Annotated in this window: 24 protein-coding genes; 10 read left to right on the top strand and 14 right to left on the bottom strand. The window is 71.0% G+C overall.

The window, feature by feature from the left end:
* Positions 1-17: 17 nt before the first annotated feature.
* Positions 18-1,547 carry a catalase gene (locus RWH44_RS14930; protein ID WP_316005199.1) on the bottom strand — a complete coding sequence of 510 codons (1,530 nt, stop codon included), beginning with the start codon at positions 1,545-1,547 and terminating at the stop codon, positions 18-20.
* Between the two features lie 197 nt (positions 1,548-1,744).
* On the opposite strand from RWH44_RS14930, the gene RWH44_RS14935 reads away from it, so the two are divergent.
* Positions 1,745-1,960, top strand: a complete 216-nt coding sequence (locus RWH44_RS14935) for a hypervirulence associated TUDOR domain-containing protein (protein WP_298875632.1) — start codon at positions 1,745-1,747, stop codon at positions 1,958-1,960.
* 227 nt (positions 1,961-2,187) lie between these two features.
* Here RWH44_RS14935 and RWH44_RS14940 read toward each other — a convergent pair whose 3' ends face one another.
* Both RWH44_RS14940 and RWH44_RS16100 read right to left on the bottom strand, forming a co-directional pair.
* On the bottom strand, positions 2,188-3,627 hold the full coding sequence (locus RWH44_RS14940) for a cryptochrome/photolyase family protein (RefSeq protein WP_316005200.1): 1,440 nt from the start codon (positions 3,625-3,627) through the stop codon (positions 2,188-2,190).
* Between the two features lie 37 nt (positions 3,628-3,664).
* A complete protein-coding gene (locus RWH44_RS16100; protein WP_136587690.1) occupies positions 3,665-3,823 on the bottom strand; it encodes a DUF2256 domain-containing protein in 159 nt (52 codons plus the stop codon).
* A gap of 112 nt (positions 3,824-3,935) precedes the next feature.
* On the opposite strand from RWH44_RS16100, the gene RWH44_RS14945 reads away from it, so the two are divergent.
* On the top strand, positions 3,936-4,064 hold the full coding sequence (locus RWH44_RS14945; protein ID WP_298875627.1) for a hypothetical protein: 129 nt from the start codon (positions 3,936-3,938) through the stop codon (positions 4,062-4,064).
* Positions 4,065-4,229: 165 nt separating this feature from the next.
* Here RWH44_RS14945 and RWH44_RS14950 read toward each other — a convergent pair whose 3' ends face one another.
* Complete coding sequence (locus tag RWH44_RS14950; protein ID WP_316005201.1) at positions 4,230-4,721, bottom strand: pyridoxamine 5'-phosphate oxidase family protein; 492 nt, start codon at positions 4,719-4,721, stop codon at positions 4,230-4,232.
* 52 nt (positions 4,722-4,773) lie between these two features.
* Positions 4,774-5,124 carry a biopolymer transporter Tol gene (locus tag RWH44_RS14955; RefSeq protein WP_316005202.1) on the bottom strand — a complete coding sequence of 117 codons (351 nt, stop codon included), beginning with the start codon at positions 5,122-5,124 and terminating at the stop codon, positions 4,774-4,776.
* A gap of 229 nt (positions 5,125-5,353) precedes the next feature.
* Here RWH44_RS14955 and RWH44_RS14960 point away from each other — a divergent pair, with 229 nt between their 5' ends.
* The 3 genes from RWH44_RS14960 to RWH44_RS14970 all read left to right on the top strand — a co-directional run bounded on the left by RWH44_RS14960 (position 5,354) and on the right by RWH44_RS14970 (position 7,314).
* Positions 5,354-5,638: a hypothetical protein gene (locus RWH44_RS14960; RefSeq protein ID WP_076674973.1), complete on the top strand. Its 285-nt coding sequence runs from the start codon at positions 5,354-5,356 to the stop codon at positions 5,636-5,638.
* Positions 5,639-5,654: 16 nt separating this feature from the next.
* Complete coding sequence (locus RWH44_RS14965; protein ID WP_013583139.1) at positions 5,655-5,858, top strand: cold-shock protein; 204 nt, start codon at positions 5,655-5,657, stop codon at positions 5,856-5,858.
* Positions 5,859-6,195: 337 nt separating this feature from the next.
* Positions 6,196-7,314, top strand: coding sequence for a fatty acid desaturase family protein (locus RWH44_RS14970; RefSeq protein ID WP_437127306.1), 1,119 nt, complete (start codon positions 6,196-6,198; stop codon positions 7,312-7,314).
* 117 nt (positions 7,315-7,431) lie between these two features.
* Here RWH44_RS14970 and RWH44_RS14975 read toward each other — a convergent pair whose 3' ends face one another.
* Complete coding sequence (locus tag RWH44_RS14975) at positions 7,432-7,935, bottom strand: metallophosphoesterase family protein (protein ID WP_316005203.1); 504 nt, start codon at positions 7,933-7,935, stop codon at positions 7,432-7,434.
* Positions 7,936-7,975: 40 nt separating this feature from the next.
* Between RWH44_RS14975 and RWH44_RS14980 the strand changes: the two genes are divergently transcribed.
* On the top strand, positions 7,976-8,413 hold the full coding sequence (locus tag RWH44_RS14980; RefSeq protein WP_437127304.1) for a DUF3054 domain-containing protein: 438 nt from the start codon (positions 7,976-7,978) through the stop codon (positions 8,411-8,413).
* Between the two features lie 51 nt (positions 8,414-8,464).
* On the opposite strand, the gene RWH44_RS14985 is transcribed toward RWH44_RS14980, so the two are convergent.
* The 4 genes from RWH44_RS14985 to RWH44_RS15000 all read right to left on the bottom strand — a co-directional run bounded on the left by RWH44_RS14985 (position 8,465) and on the right by RWH44_RS15000 (position 11,006).
* The gene (locus tag RWH44_RS14985) at positions 8,465-8,983 is read right to left on the bottom strand and encodes a glycine cleavage system transcriptional repressor (RefSeq protein WP_316005205.1); all 519 of its coding nucleotides are present in this window, start codon (positions 8,981-8,983) and stop codon (positions 8,465-8,467) included.
* Between the two features lie 65 nt (positions 8,984-9,048).
* Positions 9,049-10,290 carry an MFS transporter gene (locus RWH44_RS14990; protein WP_316005206.1) on the bottom strand — a complete coding sequence of 414 codons (1,242 nt, stop codon included), beginning with the start codon at positions 10,288-10,290 and terminating at the stop codon, positions 9,049-9,051.
* Between the two features lie 115 nt (positions 10,291-10,405).
* On the bottom strand, positions 10,406-10,621 hold the full coding sequence (locus RWH44_RS14995) for an SCO4848 family membrane protein (protein WP_316005207.1): 216 nt from the start codon (positions 10,619-10,621) through the stop codon (positions 10,406-10,408).
* Between the two features lie 43 nt (positions 10,622-10,664).
* Positions 10,665-11,006: a TraR/DksA family transcriptional regulator gene (locus RWH44_RS15000; RefSeq protein WP_316005208.1), complete on the bottom strand. Its 342-nt coding sequence runs from the start codon at positions 11,004-11,006 to the stop codon at positions 10,665-10,667.
* 52 nt (positions 11,007-11,058) lie between these two features.
* On the opposite strand from RWH44_RS15000, the gene RWH44_RS15005 reads away from it, so the two are divergent.
* On the top strand, positions 11,059-11,403 hold the full coding sequence (locus RWH44_RS15005; RefSeq protein WP_316005209.1) for a DUF2834 domain-containing protein: 345 nt from the start codon (positions 11,059-11,061) through the stop codon (positions 11,401-11,403).
* A gap of 107 nt (positions 11,404-11,510) precedes the next feature.
* Here the strand turns inward: RWH44_RS15005 and RWH44_RS15010 are convergent, their stop codons facing one another.
* The gene (locus RWH44_RS15010) at positions 11,511-12,371 is read right to left on the bottom strand and encodes an SDR family oxidoreductase (protein WP_316005210.1); all 861 of its coding nucleotides are present in this window, start codon (positions 12,369-12,371) and stop codon (positions 11,511-11,513) included.
* A 93-nt stretch (positions 12,372-12,464) separates the two neighbouring features.
* Between RWH44_RS15010 and RWH44_RS15015 the strand changes: the two genes are divergently transcribed.
* From RWH44_RS15015 to RWH44_RS15025, 3 genes are all read left to right on the top strand, one after another.
* Entirely contained in the window at positions 12,465-12,833 is a 369-nt protein-coding gene (locus tag RWH44_RS15015) for a winged helix-turn-helix transcriptional regulator (protein ID WP_298875594.1), read from the top strand.
* A 3-nt stretch (positions 12,834-12,836) separates the two neighbouring features.
* Complete coding sequence (locus RWH44_RS15020; RefSeq protein ID WP_316005211.1) at positions 12,837-13,892, top strand: FUSC family protein; 1,056 nt, start codon at positions 12,837-12,839, stop codon at positions 13,890-13,892.
* A 90-nt stretch (positions 13,893-13,982) separates the two neighbouring features.
* Positions 13,983-14,630, top strand: coding sequence for an LON peptidase substrate-binding domain-containing protein (locus RWH44_RS15025; RefSeq protein ID WP_316005212.1), 648 nt, complete (start codon positions 13,983-13,985; stop codon positions 14,628-14,630).
* Positions 14,631-14,840: 210 nt separating this feature from the next.
* Here the strand turns inward: RWH44_RS15025 and RWH44_RS15030 are convergent, their stop codons facing one another.
* From RWH44_RS15030 to RWH44_RS15040, 3 genes are all read right to left on the bottom strand, one after another.
* Entirely contained in the window at positions 14,841-15,617 is a 777-nt protein-coding gene (locus RWH44_RS15030) for an isocitrate lyase/PEP mutase family protein (protein WP_298875588.1), read from the bottom strand.
* Positions 15,614-16,279 carry an SDR family oxidoreductase gene (locus RWH44_RS15035; protein WP_316005213.1) on the bottom strand — a complete coding sequence of 222 codons (666 nt, stop codon included), beginning with the start codon at positions 16,277-16,279 and terminating at the stop codon, positions 15,614-15,616. Before RWH44_RS15035 ends, RWH44_RS15030 begins: the two co-directional genes overlap by 4 nt.
* A 155-nt stretch (positions 16,280-16,434) precedes the next feature.
* The gene (locus RWH44_RS15040; protein ID WP_316005214.1) at positions 16,435-16,833 is read right to left on the bottom strand and encodes a YchJ family protein; all 399 of its coding nucleotides are present in this window, start codon (positions 16,831-16,833) and stop codon (positions 16,435-16,437) included.
* Positions 16,834-16,880 lie beyond the last annotated feature (47 nt).

The raw sequence follows: 16,880 nt of genomic DNA on the forward strand, positions 1-16,880 counted from the left end.
CGCCGACACGACTCGCGTCAGATCTTGCCCGCGACGTCCGTTCCGACGAGGTCGCCGTCGGGGTTCGGTTCGCTCAACTGCTCGCCCGGAGCGGTGCTGTCATCGAGCGGCGGGAGCCCGGCTTCGACGCGCGATCCGGTCTCGGCATCCACGTTCTTCCAGTACTGCACGGCACGATCGCGGACGTCCTTGCGGGTCACGCCCCCGACGTGCCCGATGATCGTCTCGACGAGACGGTCGCGCTCCTCGGCCGACATGACCTCGCGCACGAGCGCGCCCGCCTGACCCCAGTCGTCGTCCTCGGGGTGCAGGGTCGCCGCCAAGCGCACGAGCTCGCCGTCGCTGTGCCATCCGCCATCGCCGGCCCGACGCGGGTCTGCGGCGGGGCCGCCCACCGAGTTCGGCGCGTAGACGGGAACCTCGGGCGGGTTGTACTCGTAGCGCATGGCGCCTTCTTTCGAGTACGAGTGCACCTCGGTGTGCGGGCGGTTGACCGGCAGCTGCTGGTAGTTGGTGCCGACGCGATAGCGGTGCGCGTCGGCGTAGCTGAAGATGCGCGCCTGCAGCATCTTGTCGGGGCTGCCGTCGATACCCGGCACGAAGTTCGACGGCTCGAACGCCGCCTGCTCGATCTCGGCGAAGTAGTTGCCCGGGTTGCGGTTGAGCTCCATCGTGCCGACCTCGATCTCGGGGTAGTCGCTGTGCGGCCACACCTTGGTCAGGTCGAACGGGTTGAAGCGGTAGGTCTTGGCATCCTCGTAGGGCATGATCTGCACCTTGAGCGTCCACGTCGGGAACTCGCCCCGCTCGATCGCGGCGTAGAGGTCGCGGAGGTGGAAGTCGGCGTCTTGACCGGCGATCTGGTCGGCCTCGTCCTGCGTGAGGGTCTTGTGACCGAGGTCGGTGTGGAAGTGGTACTTCACCCAGAACCGCTCCCCCTCGGCGTTGATCCACTGGTAGGTGTGCGAGCCGTAGCCGTTCATGTGGCGCCAGGATGCCGGGATGCCACGGTCGCCCATGAGCCAGGTGACCTGGTGCGCGCTCTCGGGCGAGAGCGTCCAGAAGTCCCACTGCATCGTGTTGTCGCGCAGGTGGCTGCCGGGGAGGCGCTTCTGCGACCGGATGAAGTCGGGGAACTTGATGCCGTCCTTGACGAAGAAGACGGGGGTGTTGTTGCCGACGAGGTCGTAGTTGCCCTCGGTCGTGTAGAACTTCAGCGAGAACCCGCGGGGATCGCGCCAGGTGTCGGGGCTGCCCTGCTCGCCGGCGACCGACGAGAAACGCGCGAGCATCTCGGTCTCGACGCCCGGCTGGAACAGCGCGGCACGCGTGTACGCCGACACGTCTCCGGTCGTGCGGAACGTGCCGAAGGCCCCGCCGCCCTTGGCGTGCACGACGCGCTCCGGGACCCGCTCGCGATTGAACTGCGCGAGCTTCTCGATGAGGTAGTGATCGGTCAGCGCGATCGAGCCGTCGGCTCCGACGCTCTGCGAATGCTCGTCACTGGCGACGGGCGCGCCGCCGTTCGTGGTGGTCGGCTCGGTCATGGCTCTCCTCACGTCGTGGGCCGCGGACGAATGGCCCGCATCCGACGCTACGCACCCCCTCCGACATCGCGGGGGCGTTGCGCATCGCGCGCGAAGCACCTACTGTCCCGCGGCTGTCAATCCCCCGCGGCCCCCTCCGACGCCTCGCGAGCATGGGCGCAGATCAACGGACCGCTACCACCGGGAGAGGACACGTCATGTCGAAGGATCTGTCGAAGGGCGATCGCGTCAGCTGGGACACCCCGCAGGGCAGGACCCAGGGCGAGGTCGTGGAGAAGAAGACGAAGGACTTCCAGCACGACGGGCAGAAGTTCACCGCGTCGGACGACGACCCGGCCTACGTCGTGAAGTCGGAGAAGTCGGGTTCGACGGCGGCGCACAAGGGCTCGTCCCTCACCAAGCTGAAGAGCTGACCCGCGCGGACCCTCCGACGAGTTCGGCGACCGCGCAGGTCCTCGGGCCCGTCGGAGGGGCCGACACCGCACCCGGTGGCTTCGACAGGCTCAGCCACCTTCCCGAGCTGACCTGTGAGCCCGTCGAAGGGACCGGCACCGTCCCCGGTAGCTTCGACAGGCTCCGCCACCTCCCCGAACGGGTCCCTGAGCCCGGCGAACGGACGGGAGCCTCACACCCCCGCCGGCTAGTGCTTCGCGTCCCGCCGTTTGCGCATCTGCGCCAGCGCCAGCCCCAGCCGGTGATTGCCCGCCAACACGTCCTCGTGGCGTTCGAGGAACTCCCAGTACGCATCGGTGAACACCGAGTCCTTGGCATCCTGAGCCGAAGGCCACCACGAACCCATCTTCTGCAGATACGCCCCGCCCGAGACGTAGGGCTTGGTGGCGACGAACCCGCCGTCGGCGAACTGGCTCATGCCCATGACGTTGGGCACCATCACCCAGTCGTACGCGTCGACGAACAGCGCGAGGAACCACGCGTTCACCTGCCGCGGCGCGTAGCCCTGCAACAGGAACCAGTTGCCCAGCACCATCAGCCGCTCGATGTGGTGGGCGTAACCCCACCGGTGCACCCGCTCCAGCACCGTTCGCACCGGGACCGGGAGGTCCGTCGGCATCCGCTCCCCCGAGTACCAGTACTTCTGGATGCGCTTCTCGAGGTGCAGCGCGTTGACGTGCTCGAGCTCCGGGTGCGCGCGGTACATCCCGCGCATGTACTCGCGCCACCCGATCACCTGCCGGATGAACCCCTCGACGGATGCCAGTGGCGCGTCGGTGCGGGTCGCGGCGGCGACGACCTCCTCGACCGTCAGCAGGCCGATGTTCAGCATCGGCGAGATGATCGCGTGGAAGAGGAACGGCTCGTCGGCCTTCATGGCGTCTTCGTAGCGCCCGAAGTCGTGCAGACGCTCCGCGACGAACACGTCGAGCCAGTCGCGCGAGTCCTCGGGCGTCACCGGGAGCCAGAACTCCTCCGCCGCGCCGGGATGCTCGGGGAACAGCTCGTCGACCTCCGCGATCACCGCCCGCGTGATCTCGTCGTGCTCGAGCGTCGGAAGGGGCGGGATGTCGATGCCCTTCTTCGGCAGGGCCTTGCGGTTGTCGGCGTCGAAGTTCCACCGGCGTCCGGCAGGCTTCCCCCCGTCCATCAGGATGCCGGTGCGCCGACGCTGCCAGTGGTAGAAGTCCTCCATGAGCGGCGTGGGGTGTTCCGCGAACCAGGCGTCCACGTCGTCTTCGGGCGTGAGGAAGAGCCCGTCCGAGAGCACGTCGGTGTCGACGTCGTGGTCCGCGCAGATCCGCGCGATCCGCTCGTCGACGGGACGGTTCGGGTCGCTCATCCAGGTCAGCGCGGTGACGCGGTGCGTCGTCAGCAGGCGCTCCAGGCCGGCCTTGAACGTGAGGTCGTCGTCGAGGGTGATCCGCCGGACGGTCCGGCCCTCGGCCTCGAGTCGCGCCGCCGTGTGCCGCATGGCCGACACCAGCAGCACGATCTTGTGCCGGTGGTAGGGGAGCTTGGCGAACCGCGGCGCCGACTCGATGAAGAAGAACTCCTCGATCTCGTCGTCGTCGTAGGCGGGGTGCTCCGCGAACTGCTGCGTCGCGAGGATCAGCGCGGCCTTCATGCTCCCGCCTCCCCTGCGAGGTCCCTCTCGCTGCGCGTCATGAGGCGCTCCGCCTCTGCGCCGCCGCTTTCGACCGGCATCCCCGCGAGCAGTAGAGCACCTGATCCCATTGATCGCGTCCACTCCAGCGTTTGCGGTCGGTGAACGGGCGGCCGCAATACGCGCAGGGTTTGGAGCGCACCTCGGGTCGTGACATGCCGTCATCGTCGCAAAGCGCACGAACCCTTCTCGGGGGCTTGCGCTCACACGACGATCCGTTCCGCGCAAGGCCCTGTGCGCGGCGATCCGACGAGTGGTCGGGTACGGGGATGGACACCTTCGCAGAACGCACCCCCGACACCGCCGACCACCCCGACGAGCTCGAGACCGCCGACGCGCCGTCGGTCCCCACGACCGACGACGACGACGCCCCCGTCGACAACCCCTCGGGTGGCTGAGACCGCCCTGTCCCGCGTCGCGACGCCACGGCATCCCTCGCTCCCGGCGCGATCGGGCGGTTGACGCGACCATCCCGGCGTCCGCGGGCCACGGGCAGCGCGTGTGCCGGAACGATGACGGGGTCGGGGCGGTGCCGGTGGATCGGCACCGCCCCGCCCGGGTCGTCAGTCGGTCAGGTCGAACGTCTCCTTCTCGCCGCCGCGCGGGCGATCGCCCGTGACCTTCGAGGTCACCAGCGCGATCGCCGTGGCGAAGCGCCCGCCGGCACTCCCCCAGTACTCTCCTGTGAGAGCGGAGACCTTCAACAGCGTCACACCGGGCGACTCGGGGCCGTCCGGGAACCAGGCTTCCACGCTCGTCGACCACAGCTCCTTCAGCTTCGCGAGGTCGTCGACCACCTCGGCCTCGCCCGCGAGCGACAGCCAGGTGCCGTCCGTGCTGAACGACAGACCGACCTTCGCATCCCGGCGCACGTGCTCCACGGCGGACGCGTGGGTCCCGACGATGAACCAGAGGTCCCCGTCGGACTCGGTCTCCTGCACCGTGAGCGGGTGGGCGTGCAGGTCGCCGTTCTCGGCACGCGTGGTGACCATGGTGAAACGGAACTTCTTCAGCAGCTCGTTGAGCTTCTCCAGCTCGGACGCAGTGGATGACATGACTCTCCCTCGATCGTGGAGGTCCCAGCCCACCGCCTCGAACCGCGCCGCGCTACGTGTTGACGGAGGGCTCGCCGTCTGCTCTCGGAGGGGCGAGGCGGTCGAGGTCGGCCAGCGCGTCGCGCGCGCGCGACACCCGCGCCGCGACCTCGTCGTCCCACCACCGCAGCCCCCGCTCCCCCAGGCCGGCCTTGGCCAGCCCCACCCGACGGCGCGCGTCGGCCACCGCCTCCTCGTCCCCGTCGCGTCCGGCGACGCGCACCGCCGCGCGTGCCCTCCCCAGGTGGGAGCGCAGGGCCGCGGCGAGGTCGTCCGGCAGCGCCGGATCCGTGCGGCGCCACCGCCTGCCGTCGATGACGAGCCAGCGCTCGTCGTCGGACGCTGCCGAATCGGTGGATGCCATGCCCCCAGTGCAGCGCACGGCCCGGGTCTGGCAAAGTTCTCCGACGGCGTTCGGGTATCCGTGCTAGCGTGAAGGTATTCGTTCTGGGACTTGCTTCATCGACGCCCGCCTCATCGCTGAGATGCCGGGCGCACGGCGCCGAGCCGTTTCCGACAGCATTCCCTCCCTCAAGCATCGCGTGCCTCGCTCGACGGCTTCGGTCCTCGCGTCGCACTCGCGGAAAGTTCTCGTGTCTCTGCTTCACCCTTCGCCACTGTCGTGGCGCCAGGCCGATCTCGACGTCTACGTCGCGACGGCCGGATCCGACTACGCCGGTTTCGTCGGCGCGGCCACCTCGGGCTACGAAGCCCAAGGTCCGCTCGGCGAGAACCTCGGCGTCCACGCGTCCGTCGACGCGGCTCAGGCCGCGGTCGACGGGCACCGCGTCCGTGTCACCGACTCGGTGCCGCGGCGTCCCCGTCCGCTCCGCACGCGTCGGAGCGGCACCCACGGTCGCATCTGCGGCCCAACATGAATAAAGGAAGAACACGATGGCCACTGGCACCGTGAAATGGTTCAACTCCGAAAAGGGCTACGGCTTCATCGCTCCCGATGACGGCTCGGCCGACCTCTTCGCGCACTTCAGCGCGATCCAGGGCAACGGCTTCAAGGAGCTCACCGAGGCCCAGAAGGTCGAGTTCGACGCTGAGCAGGGCCCCAAGGGCATGCAGGCGGCGAACATCCGCCCCCTCTGAGCTTCGCTCCACCGCGAGAGCCGGGCGCGTCGCCACGCGACGCCCCGGCTTTCGTCGTTTCCGCCGCACGGCGCGGGGCCGCGCCGTCGCTCCGGCGCAGGGGACATCGGTGTCGTCTTTCCCGCGCCGATGTCAGCCGGGCCGTCGCTCGCGCCGACGGCGATCACCCCCCCCTCAGCGCCCGCCCTCGCAGCCCTCGCATGTTTCCGTTTCCCGTGAGGCTCCTGCACATGTGGATGTATTCCAGGGCCTTTATACGGCGACCCGTAATGTGATCCTCGTGCCGGGAAGCCGCCCCGGTCCTGTCATCGCAGAACGCACACCCGAGGAGCAGCTGATCGCTACCCCCGTCGCCGAGTCCCGCCTCGGCCCCGTACGTCAGACCTATTCCGGCACGAAAGAATTCCCCCCGATCACCAAGGCCTACACGGAGCTGTCGCAGGTCGTCCGTGAGAGTGGGCTCCTCGTCCGAACCCCCCGGTTCTACGCCGGTGTCGCCGTGGCGATCGTCCTCGGTTTCGCCGGGTGCATCACCGGCTTCATCCTGCTCGGCGACAGCTGGTTCCAGCTGATCATCGCCGCCGTCCTCGGCATCCTGTTCACGCAGGTCGCGTTCCTCGCGCACGAGGCGGCGCACCGGCAGATCTTCGCCTCCGGCCCCGCCAACGATCGCCTCGGACTTTTCATCGGCAACGGCATCGTCGGCATGAGCCGCTCGTGGTGGGCATCGAAGCACACCCGCCACCACGCCAACCCCAACCGCGTCGGCAAGGACCCCGACATCGAGATCGACACCATCTCGTTCCTCGACGTCGACGCCGCCAAGGCGCGCGGCGTCCAGCGCTGGATCACGCAGCGTCAGGGCTACCTGTTCTTCCCCCTGCTGGCTTTCGAGGGCATCAACCTCTACGTCCTCGCGCTGCGCCACCTGCTCTCGCGCGGCGAGAACAAAGACCGCTGGAAAGAGCTCGCCCTCCTCGCCGTGCGGCACACGATCTTCATCGCCCCGATCTTCGTCTTCCTGCCGCTGGGACTCGCCTTCGCGTTCTTCGGCGTCTCGGTCGCCGTGTTCGGCATCTACATGGGAGCGTCCTTCGCTCCCAACCACAAGGGGATGCCGGTCATCGAGCCGGGCGCGAAGCTCGACTTCTTCAGCAAGCAGGTGCGCACCTCCCGCAACGTGTCGGGCGGGTGGTGGGCCACCTGGCTCATGGGCGGCCTGAACTACCAGATCGAGCACCACCTGTTCCCCAACATGCCGCGCCCGCACCTCAGCCGTGCGCGCGTCATCGTGCGCGAGCACTGCGCGACGCTGAACGTGCCCTACGTCGAGACGACGCTCTTCCAGTCGTACGGCATCGTCATCCAGTACCTGAACCGCGTGGGCCTGGCGGCTCGCGATCCATTCGAGTGCCCGATGACCTCCGCGACGCGTCACCTCACCGTCGAGAAGTAGGCTCCCCCGCCACGACGCCGTCGCACCCCTCGGGTGCGGCGGCGTCGTCATCTCCGAGGGCGGAGCACACGCATGCCGCCGCCCGCGGTGCACGAGCGCGAGTCTCGCAAGCGCGGCTCACTCGCGCGACACCTCGTGCAGCACCACATCGCGGACGGCGCCGTCCGCGAGGGTCGCCGTCATCACGGTGCACGCCGGCTGACGCCGCCGATCGGTCGGGGAACCGGGATTGAGCAGCCGCAGCCCCACGGGCGTCTCCGAATCCCACGGGATATGACTGTGCCCGAAGACCAGCAGATCCGTGTCGGGATAGGCGGCATCCATCCGCTTCTCCCGTCCCGCGGCGGCGCCCGTCTCGTGCACGACGGCCAGGCGCACCCCCTCGATCTCGGCCCGCGCCACCTCGGGGAGGCGCGCACGCAGGTCCTCCCCGTCGTTGTTGCCCCAGACCCCGAGCACCGGTCCGATCGCGAGAAGGTCGTCGAGCACGCTCTCCTCGACCCAGTCGCCCGCGTGCACGATGAGATCGACGTCGGATGCCATCCGCCGCACCGCCGCGGAAAGGGCCCGGGCCCTCTTCGGCACGTGCGTGTCGGCGAGGAGGAGAAGACGCGTCGGCATGCCGCCCACGCTATCCGTCCCGCCCTCCACGGGGGCGCGCATGCGTCTCGACCTCCCCGTGGAACGCGAGAATGGAGGGGTGACCTCGCATCGCCGCTCCCCCGCCATCGCCCTCGTCGTCGACCTCGTGCTCGTGATCGTCTTCGCCGCCATCGGGCGCGCGACCCACGACGGCGACGTGCTCGGTCCGTTCGGTTCGGGCCTGGCGACGACGGCCTGGCCCTTCCTCGCCGCCCTGCTCGTCGGCTGGCTCGTCACACGAGCGTGGCGCGGACCCCTGGCCATCGTGCGGACGGGCCTGCCCGTGTGGGCCGTGACGGTGATCCTCGGTATGGTGCTGCGCGCGCTGAGCGGTCAAGGCGTCGCGGTGGCGTTCGTCATCGTCGCGGCCATCACCCTCGCGCTGTTCCTCCTCGGGTGGCGCGCCCTCGCCCGCCTCGCGACCCGTGGACGACGGGCCGCCGCACGAGCGCGCTGACCGAGATCACGGAGACTCCCCCGGATGCCGGAAACCCCCCGGCTCGAAACGTCAGGCGTCGCCCGCGAGGGTGACGTCGACCTGGATCTCCGTCGCCAGCCGCTCCAGCTGCGCCACCAAGTCGTCGACGGCGACGTCCGCGGCGAGTGTGGCCGTGAGCGAGGCCTCGAACAGGCGTCCGCCGGCCATCGCGGCATCCGTCGTCTGGGTCGACATGCGCTCGATGCTCGCGCCGTGGGCGCTGAGCGCCGACGACAGCTCGCGGACGATCCCCGCGCGATCGTTGCCGACCACGTCGAACGTCACGGTGCGCGCCTCCGACGCGGTGACGGCGGCTCCTCCGGCGTGCACCGTGACGGTGAGCGTGCCGGACAGGCCCTCGAGGGCGGCGCGCAGGGCGTCGGCGCGGTCGGCGGAGACGGAGACCTCGACGATCCCGGCGAACGCGCCCGCCAGCTCGGCGAGTTCGCTGTTCTCCCAGTTGCCGCCGTGGGTGTCGACGATGTCGGCGACGGCGGACACGAGTCCCGCGCGGTCGTCTCCGACGATGGTGAGGACGAGGGTGGTCATGGCGACAGCGTAGCGAGAGGCACGCGTGCCGTGTCAGACGACGTCACGACCGCTGGGCGCCGAGGTCAGGCCTGGCGTGCGACGGCGTCCCATCGCGGCGCCGACGACGCGTTGACCGCGGCCATGGCGAGCACGAGCATCGCCGCCCCCGCGGGGAACAGCATCGCCGTGGCCACCGACACGTTCTCGGCGATCGCCCCGGTCACCGCCGACGACACCGCTTGGGCGAGGGTCAGGGCCGAGGCCAGCAGGGTCATCGTCGAGGCGGTGCGTCCACGCGGGGCCCGGTGCCCGGCGAGACTGAACAGGGTCACGAGGGAGGGGCCGACCCCGATGCCCATCAGGCACAGCACGATCGTCACCGTCACCACGGATCCGCCGACGGTGTAGGCCCCCGCCGAAGCGGTGAGGATCGCCGCGAACAGCACCAGGCGCCAGCGCAGGGCGAAGCGCGCGGGCAGGGCGGCGACGGCCAGGGCGAGCACCGCCGAGCCCACCCCCATCACGCCGTACAGCAGTGCTCCCGCCTCGGGCGCCCCCTGCGCCTCCATGAACGCGGTGAGCGAGGTGAGGGTCGTACCGAAGAACAGTCCGACGCCGAACACGGCGGCGATCAGCACGAGCATGCGCGGGTGCAGGACGTCGCGGAAGGGAGCCATCTCCTCGCGCTCCGACCGCTCGGGCACGGCCCGCCCGGTCGGGTGCAGCGCGAACGCGGTGACGAAGACGAAGCTCAACACGGCGGCGCCGACGATGGGCGCCCAGGGTGCGACGAGGGCGGCGAGCACGCCGACGACGAAGGGGCCGATCACGAACGCGGTCTCGTCGGCGGCCGACTCATAGGCCATGGCGCGCGAGAAGGTGCGCTCGCGCCGCTCGGGACGCACCCGGTCGCCGATCAGCGCCATCACGCGACTGCGCGACATCGCGGCGGTCTGCGGACCGGTGAGGCCGATCGCGGTCGCGACGATCAGCAGCAGCGCCTCGCCCGGAGCCGACGCCACCACGAGCGGGAAGAGCGCGAGCAGGATGCCGTTGGCGAGCCCCACCGGCACGAGCACGCGCCGCTGACCATGCCGGTCGGCGAGATCGCCCAGGACGGGGCCTGCCACCACCACGCCGAGCCCGACGGCCGCCGACGTCAGCCCGCCGAGCGCCACGGAGCCGCGCAGCGCGACCACGATGGCCAGGACGCCCACGGTCATCATCGCGAAGGGCAGGCGAGCCACGAACGCGACCGGGAAGTACCACAAGCCGGTGTGGTGGATCAGCGAACGGTCGACGACGACGGGGGCGGGGTGGTGCATGAGGATCTCCGGGGCGTGGGGCAGTGCCGCCTTGCCGGTCCGGTAGGTAGATGCACGAGGTGCGGCGGGCGAACCCGCACGACCAGTCTACCGAAAGGCCTCGACCGGGGGCGGGTCAGCTCACAATGGCGGCGATCGCGGCGATCACCGAGGCGAGGGCGAGCACGAGGGCGATCGCGATCAGCACGGTGTGCACGATGAGGAACGCCGTCGGCTTGCCCGCGGCATCCCGCGCCCGGGGGTCCTTCGCGATCCGCGGGTAGAAGCGCGGCCAGACCACGGCGTTGAAGACGGCGTTGGCGAACAGCAGCACGATGAGCAGGGGTTCCACGCCTCGAGCCTAGGCGCCCGCGGCCGCCCGTCGCGCAGCGGGACTACCGCGCGCAGTCGATGCACAGGCGCGCGAAGGGCCGGGCCTCGAGGCGGGCGTCGGCGATCGACCGACCGCATCGCTCGCACACCCCGAAGGTCCCGGATGCCACGCGCTCGCGCGCGGCGCGGATCTCGGCGCGCTCGCCCTCGGCGCCACGGCGCAGCGCGTCGACCTGGGCCCACTCGCCCGACAGCGTCGACCCCTCGGGGTCGTGCTCGTCGTCGGCGGTCGCGTCCGCCCGATCATGGCGGAGACTCTCCTCGTCGGCGTGGAGCCGCTCGAGGCGATGGGCGATCTCGCGCTCGCGCTCCTCGAGCACGCGCCGGGCGGTGTCGGCATCCATCCTCCGACGCTAGCCCCCTGCGCGGGCGCCGGGGCTGCGGCAGGATCGCGGCATGAGCGAAATCCGACGCCACTGGACGCCGACGGCCGTCGCGTTCCTCGTCCTGTCCGTCGCCGGCCTGGTCGGCACGTGGACCTTCAACGCCTTCGCCATCGTGCAGATGCGCGACTTCCTCGGCGACCTCGTCACGAGCGGCCCCGCGGTGTCGTCGATCACGGTCGACCTGCTGGTCGTCGCCGTCGCCGGGAGCATCTTCCTCATCGTGGAGGCGCGGCGGCTCGGCATGCGCTTCGCGTGGCTGTACATCGTGCTGTCCGGCGTGACCGCGTTCGCCTTCACCTTCCCGCTGTTCCTGGCGATGCGCCAGCGCCGGCTCACCGCCCTCGCCCACGCGTGAGTCGCCGGGAATCGTCGCCTCCAGAGGGGCGGAAGCGACGATTCCTGGCGACTCACGCGCGGGACGCGAGCCACGCGCGGAACGCGACGCAGGCGCGGGACACGGGGTCAGCGCGCGGCGAGGCCCTCGCGCAGACCGTCCACGAGCGGGGTCGTCGGACGACCGATGAGGCGCGAGAGCGTGCCGTCGGTCTGCGACAGGGCACCACGGGCGATCGCGTCGTCGATCCCGGCGACGAACGCCGCCGTCCCGGCATCCAGTCCCGCCTGCTGCAGGCCGGCCGTCAGCTGCTCCGTTGTGACGGCGACGTAGGTCACCGGGCGGCCCAGCACCTCGGTCGCGGCCTCAGCGAGCTCGTCGTACGTCCACGCCACGTCTCCGCCGACCTCGAGCGTGCGTCCGGCGAGGTCGTCCGTGGTGAGCGCGATCGCGGCGGCCTCGGCGTAGTCGCGGCGGCTCGCGCTGGCCACCCGCGCCTCCCCGGCAGCGGCGACGATCTCTCCCGTGTCCGCGGCGCGGGCCACGGCGTCGAGGTAGTTCTCGGTGTACCAGTTGTGGCGCAGCACCGTCGCCGACAGTCCCGAGGCGGCGATGGCCTCCTCGGTGGCCTTGTGGTCGGCGCCGAGCGCGTAGTCGACCTCGTCGACGCGCGGAGCGCTGGTGTAGACGAGTCGCTCCACGCCGGCCTCCCGCGCCGCGTCGATGACGTTGCGGTGTCCGGAGACGCGGTCGGCATCGGTGCCCGAGATCAGCAGCACGCGGTCGACGCCCCGGAAGGCCGGGGCCAGCGTCTCGGGGCGGGAGTAGTCGAGCTCGACGACGCCGACGCCGCGTGCGGCGAGGTCGTCGACCGTGGCGGGCGTGCGCACGCCGGCCACGATCTCGGATGCCGCGATGCCGCGCTCGAGCAGGGCGTCGACGACGAGGCGGCCGAGGTGACCGGAGGCGGCGGTGACGAGGAGGGTCATGGGAGTGTCCTTTCGGTGGGTACGCGGGGTAAAACCCGCCTCTCGACGATGCATTCCGGAATGTCGGTACCCACTTTCTGGTTAGGTACTGACATGAGCGTCAGTCTTGCCGATCTGCGCGGGCGCAACCCCGAGATCTTCACCGACGGGTGTCCCACTCGCACCGTGCTCGACCACGTCATGGGCAAGTGGGGCGTCCTGGTGCTCCTCGCCCTGTCCGACGGGACGCAGCGCTGGGGAGTGCTGCGCCGCAACGTCGCGGGGATCAGCGAGAAGATGCTCGCCAGTACGCTCAAGACGCTCGAGGGCGACGGCCTGGTGCTCCGCACCGCCTACCCCGAGGTGCCTCCCCGCGTCGAGTACGCCCTGACCGATCGCGGCCGCGACCTCATGACGCGGGTGATCCCCCTCATGGAATGGGTCGCCGACAACGCCGACGACATCGTCGCGCGGAGGGACTGACCGGTGCGCATCCCCGCCCTGCGCACGATGCGCGACAGCTTCACCGTCCGCGCCCCGCGGCGCGTCCCCCTGCTGCAGGTGACGAAGTCGGCCATCGCCATCGTCGCGGCGTGGCTCGTCGCGGGCTGGCTCGTCCAGGGTCCGCCGCCGATCTTCGCCGCGATCGCGGCGCTGCTCGTCGTCCAGCCCAGCATCAACCAGTCCTTCACCCGCGCCGTCGAGAGAAGCGTGGGCGTCATCGTCGGCGTGCTCATCGCCGCTCTTCTGGGCCTGGTGTTCGGGTCGCAGCCGTGGGTCGCGCTGCTCTCGGCCGGCGTGGCGCTGGCGGTCGCGTGGGCCGCCCGCATCTCCCCCGGCGCCACGAATCAGATCGCCATCAGCGCTCTCCTCGTCCTCGCCCTCGGCACCGCGACCCCGAACTACGCCCTCGACCGCGTCCTCGAGACGCTCATCGGCGCCGCGATCGGCATCGTCGTCAATGCCGTCCTCGTTCCGCCCGTGCTGGTCCCCGCCGCGCGCGAGAAGGTCGACGTGCTCGGACGCGAGCTCGCCGCGGCCCTCGAACGCCTCGCCGACGCCCTCGAGACGCCGCAGACCCCGGCATCCCTCGAAGGACTCCTGCTCGAGGCGCGGTTGCTGCGCCCGGTCCGGGATGCCGCCGCCGACGCGATCCGCGACGGCGCCGACTCCCTGGCCCTGAACCCGCGCAGCAATAGGCATCGCGCAGACCTCGCCCAGATGGGCGCGCTGATCGACCGCTTCACCCCCGTGGTGACGCAGACGGTCGGGATGACGCGCGCGGTCTACGACGGCTACGAGAACTCGATCGTCGACGAGCCGGCCGTCCGCGCGATCGCCGAGCAGCTGCACCGGGCCGCCCACGACGTGCGCCTCGCGTTCGCCCTCGACGCGGGCCCCGAGCGAGCGGTCGACACCGAGCCCGCCCTCACCCGCCCCCTGCAGATCCAGACGCCGTCGACGCTGCACTGGGTGCTCGTCGGCTCCCTGCTCATGGATCTGCACCGCGTGCACGAGACGCTGCGCGAGCGCGAGGATTGAGCCGCACGACAGCCTCGCCCTCTCCGCAAGCCCCCTGAGGATCGGGGCTCTTCGGGCCCCACCGGCGTCCCGCGCTGGTTGACTGGGCGCATGGGTACCGCGATGTTCCCCCTCGGAGCCGTCCTCTTCCCGCACACGCCTCTCGCTCTGCGGATCTTCGAGGAGCGCTATCTCGTCATGCTCGGGCGCCTCCTGGATGAGACCGACCCCGCCTTCGGGGTCGTGCTCATCGAGCGCGGGTCCGAGACCGGGGGCGGCGACCAGCGTTTCGCCCTCGGCACCATGGCGCAGCTCAGCCACGTCGTGCCCCAGGCGGGGCAGATGCAGATCGTCGCGCGGGGGACGGAGCGCTTCGAGATCGTCGAGTGGCTCGACGACGCGCCCTACCCGCGCGCCGACGTCCGCGCCATCCCCGACCTCGAATGGAACGACGCGCTGATGCCGCTGCTCGAGGAGGCCGAGCGGATCGTGCGGCGCGTGCTCGGGCGCGCCCAGCAGTACGGCGGCACGCGATGGGACCCCGAGGTCGAGCTGTCGGAGGAACCCCTCCCGCGCGCCTGGCAGGTCGCGGCGATCGCTCCGCTGGGCGAGCTCGATCAGATGGAGCTCCTGCGCTCCGAGACGCTCGGAGGACTGCTGCGCGCGACCATCGACCTCACCCTCGCCGCGGAGCCGCTGCTGAACGACCCGGTGCCCGACGGGGTCATCGTCGTCGACGAGGACGACGACGAGGCCTGAGCCAGCGCGTCCGCATGCCGGAAGCCGTCGGATGCCACGCGTGCAGCCGGACAGGCATCGGGTGCCGCGCGTGCGAACCGTCGGGGATCGGGATGCCGCGCCTCCCGGCCGGGATGACGCGCGAACGGGCCGGCAGCCACCGGATGCCACGCGGGATACGACGGAGCCCGGAACACCGCCGTCGCGGCATCCCGGGCTCCGATATCGCGGTCAGTTCAGTTCGCGGACCGTCGACGGGATGACCCCGTCGCCGTAGAGGTCGATCGCGAGGTCCTGGAGCGCCGTCAGGGCGACGCGCTGGGTCTGCGGGCCGTAGGAGATGCGGGCCACGCCCAACGCCTCGTACTCGGCGGCCGTGAGATTTCCCGGAACGCCGATGACGCTCAGCTTCCGCTCTCCGAGCCCCTCCACCAGACGCCGGGTGGTGTCGGCGTCGAGCTTGCCGGGCACGAACACCGAGGTCGCTCCGGCCGCGAGGAAGGCGCGGCCGCGCTCGACGGCATCCGCGATCTTGTCATCGAGGGGCCGATCGGCGCCCTTCAGGAACACGTCGGTGCGCGCGTTCAGCGCGAAGGGCACGCCCTCGGCCTCACCGGCGGCGATCACCGCCTCGACGGCGGCCACGGCGTCGGCGAGCGGCTTGACCCGGTCCTCGACGTTCGCCCCCACCACGCCCACACCGATCGCCCGACGCGTCGTCTCGCCCGGGTCGCCGAAACCGGCATCGAGATCCGCGCTGACGGGGACGTCGACCGCGGCGACGATGCGCCCGACCATGTCGAGCATGAGCTCGACGGGGATGTTCTCCCCGTCCTCGTAGCCGAAGGTCGCCGCGATCGAGTGACCCGCGGTCGCGAGTGCCGTCGTCTCCGGCAACGCCGCGACGGCCTGGGCCGACACCACGTCCCACACGTTCACGACGCGCAGGATCTCCGGGGCCGTGTGCAACCGGACGAGGGTCTGCGCCCGCTCGGCGACCTCGCTCACTGGTCGCCTCCCGCGTGGTCGGCCACGATCGCCTCGGCGATGAGCGTGTCTCCCGCGCCGAAGCGGATGAAGCGCCCGATCGTCGCGGGCTGCACCAGAACGGCGGCGGCGACGGCAGCCACATCGGCGCGCGAGACCTCGCCCTTGCCCTGCGGTGCGGTGGTGATGCGGCCGGTCGGCGGGTCGAGCGTGAGCGTGCCCGGGCCGAGGATCGTCCAGTCGAGGTCGCTCGCGCGCAGGTGGTCGTCTGCGGCGAGCTTCGCGTCGGCGTAGGCGTAGAAGGAGTCGTCGGGGTCGATCCCGTGGTCGGGCGTCGAGCCGATCCACGACACCATCACGAAGCGACGCACCCCCGCCTTCGAGGCCGCGTCGATCGCGCGCTGCGCGGCGTCGCGATCGACGGCGTACGTGCGCTCGGCGCTGCCGCCGCCGGCACCCGCCGACCACACGACCGCGTCGGCGCCCTCGAAGGCCGCGGCCATCTCGTCGGTGTCGGCGTTCTCGACGTCGAGCACGAGGGGCGTGCCACCCGCCTGCTCGATGTCGCCGGCCTGTTCCGGATTGCGGATGACGGAGGTGGCCTCGTCGCCGCGATCGGCGAGCAGCCGCGCCAGGTGCAGCGCCACCTTCCCGTGTCCTCCGATGATCACGATGCGTTCCATGTCGCTGTCCTTCCACGTCGTCGGTCGACCCGGTTCGCCGTGCAGACACGCGCATCGGGATGCGCCGCGCTCACCGCGTCTCGACCGGGCTCGTGCTCGACCCTACGCAGCACCCCCGACACGCCCACGCGGGGTTGACGCCCCGCCCGCGGCACTCACGTCACGTCGCCGTCGACGTACACCCACCGCCCGCCGCGCCGCGCGAACCGGCTCCGCTCGCTCAGCTCCCCGTCCCGCCCGGCCTGCCACCATCGCGCACGGAACGCCACCTCGGCGGCGTCCCCGTCCTCCACGGCATCCTCGATGAGCAGTCCGGTCCAGACCGTGCCGTCGTCGAGGTCGACGTGCTCGGGCCGGGTCCGCGGATGCCACGACCGCACGAGGTGCGCCTCGTCACCGACCGCGAACGCGGTGTAGCGCGAACGCATCAGCCGCTCGGCGCTCGGCGCGGGGGCGCCGTCGAGGATCGGCGCGCAGCAGTCGGCGAACACGCCGCCCCCGCAGGGACACGGCGCCTGCGCCGCCGGACGAGTGGATGCCGACCCGAAAGACATCCCGCCACTCTAGGTCGCGCCGCCCGCCCTCCACCGCCGCCGCCCGC

The organism is Microbacterium phycohabitans (assembly GCF_032464935.1).
Taxonomy (GTDB): Bacteria; Actinomycetota; Actinomycetes; order Actinomycetales; family Microbacteriaceae; genus Microbacterium; species Microbacterium phycohabitans.

Bases quoted from the DNA above. Each gene is read 5' to 3' on its own strand.
- RWH44_RS14930 (WP_316005199.1), bottom strand. From the start codon at position 1,547: ATGACCGAGCCGACCACCACGAACGGCGGCGCGCCCGTCGCCAGTGAC.
- RWH44_RS14935 (WP_298875632.1), top strand. From the start codon at position 1,745: ATGTCGAAGGATCTGTCGAAGGGCGATCGCGTCAGCTGGGACACCCCG.
- RWH44_RS14940 (WP_316005200.1), bottom strand. From the start codon at position 3,627: ATGAAGGCCGCGCTGATCCTCGCGACGCAGCAGTTCGCGGAGCACCCC.
- RWH44_RS16100 (WP_136587690.1), bottom strand. From the start codon at position 3,823: ATGTCACGACCCGAGGTGCGCTCCAAACCCTGCGCGTATTGCGGCCGC.
- RWH44_RS14945 (WP_298875627.1), top strand. From the start codon at position 3,936: ATGGACACCTTCGCAGAACGCACCCCCGACACCGCCGACCACCCCGAC.
- RWH44_RS14950 (WP_316005201.1), bottom strand. From the start codon at position 4,721: ATGTCATCCACTGCGTCCGAGCTGGAGAAGCTCAACGAGCTGCTGAAG.
- RWH44_RS14955 (WP_316005202.1), bottom strand. From the start codon at position 5,124: ATGGCATCCACCGATTCGGCAGCGTCCGACGACGAGCGCTGGCTCGTC.
- RWH44_RS14965 (WP_013583139.1), top strand. From the start codon at position 5,655: ATGGCCACTGGCACCGTGAAATGGTTCAACTCCGAAAAGGGCTACGGC.
- RWH44_RS14975 (WP_316005203.1), bottom strand. From the start codon at position 7,935: ATGCCGACGCGTCTTCTCCTCCTCGCCGACACGCACGTGCCGAAGAGG.
- RWH44_RS14980 (WP_437127304.1), top strand. From the start codon at position 7,976: ATGCGTCTCGACCTCCCCGTGGAACGCGAGAATGGAGGGGTGACCTCG.
- RWH44_RS14985 (WP_316005205.1), bottom strand. From the start codon at position 8,983: ATGACCACCCTCGTCCTCACCATCGTCGGAGACGACCGCGCGGGACTC.
- RWH44_RS14990 (WP_316005206.1), bottom strand. From the start codon at position 10,290: ATGCACCACCCCGCCCCCGTCGTCGTCGACCGTTCGCTGATCCACCAC.
- RWH44_RS15000 (WP_316005208.1), bottom strand. From the start codon at position 11,006: ATGGATGCCGACACCGCCCGGCGCGTGCTCGAGGAGCGCGAGCGCGAG.
- RWH44_RS15005 (WP_316005209.1), top strand. From the start codon at position 11,059: ATGAGCGAAATCCGACGCCACTGGACGCCGACGGCCGTCGCGTTCCTC.
- RWH44_RS15010 (WP_316005210.1), bottom strand. From the start codon at position 12,371: ATGACCCTCCTCGTCACCGCCGCCTCCGGTCACCTCGGCCGCCTCGTC.
- RWH44_RS15015 (WP_298875594.1), top strand. From the start codon at position 12,465: ATGAGCGTCAGTCTTGCCGATCTGCGCGGGCGCAACCCCGAGATCTTC.
- RWH44_RS15025 (WP_316005212.1), top strand. From the start codon at position 13,983: ATGGGTACCGCGATGTTCCCCCTCGGAGCCGTCCTCTTCCCGCACACG.
- RWH44_RS15035 (WP_316005213.1), bottom strand. From the start codon at position 16,279: ATGGAACGCATCGTGATCATCGGAGGACACGGGAAGGTGGCGCTGCAC.
- RWH44_RS15040 (WP_316005214.1), bottom strand. From the start codon at position 16,833: ATGTCTTTCGGGTCGGCATCCACTCGTCCGGCGGCGCAGGCGCCGTGT.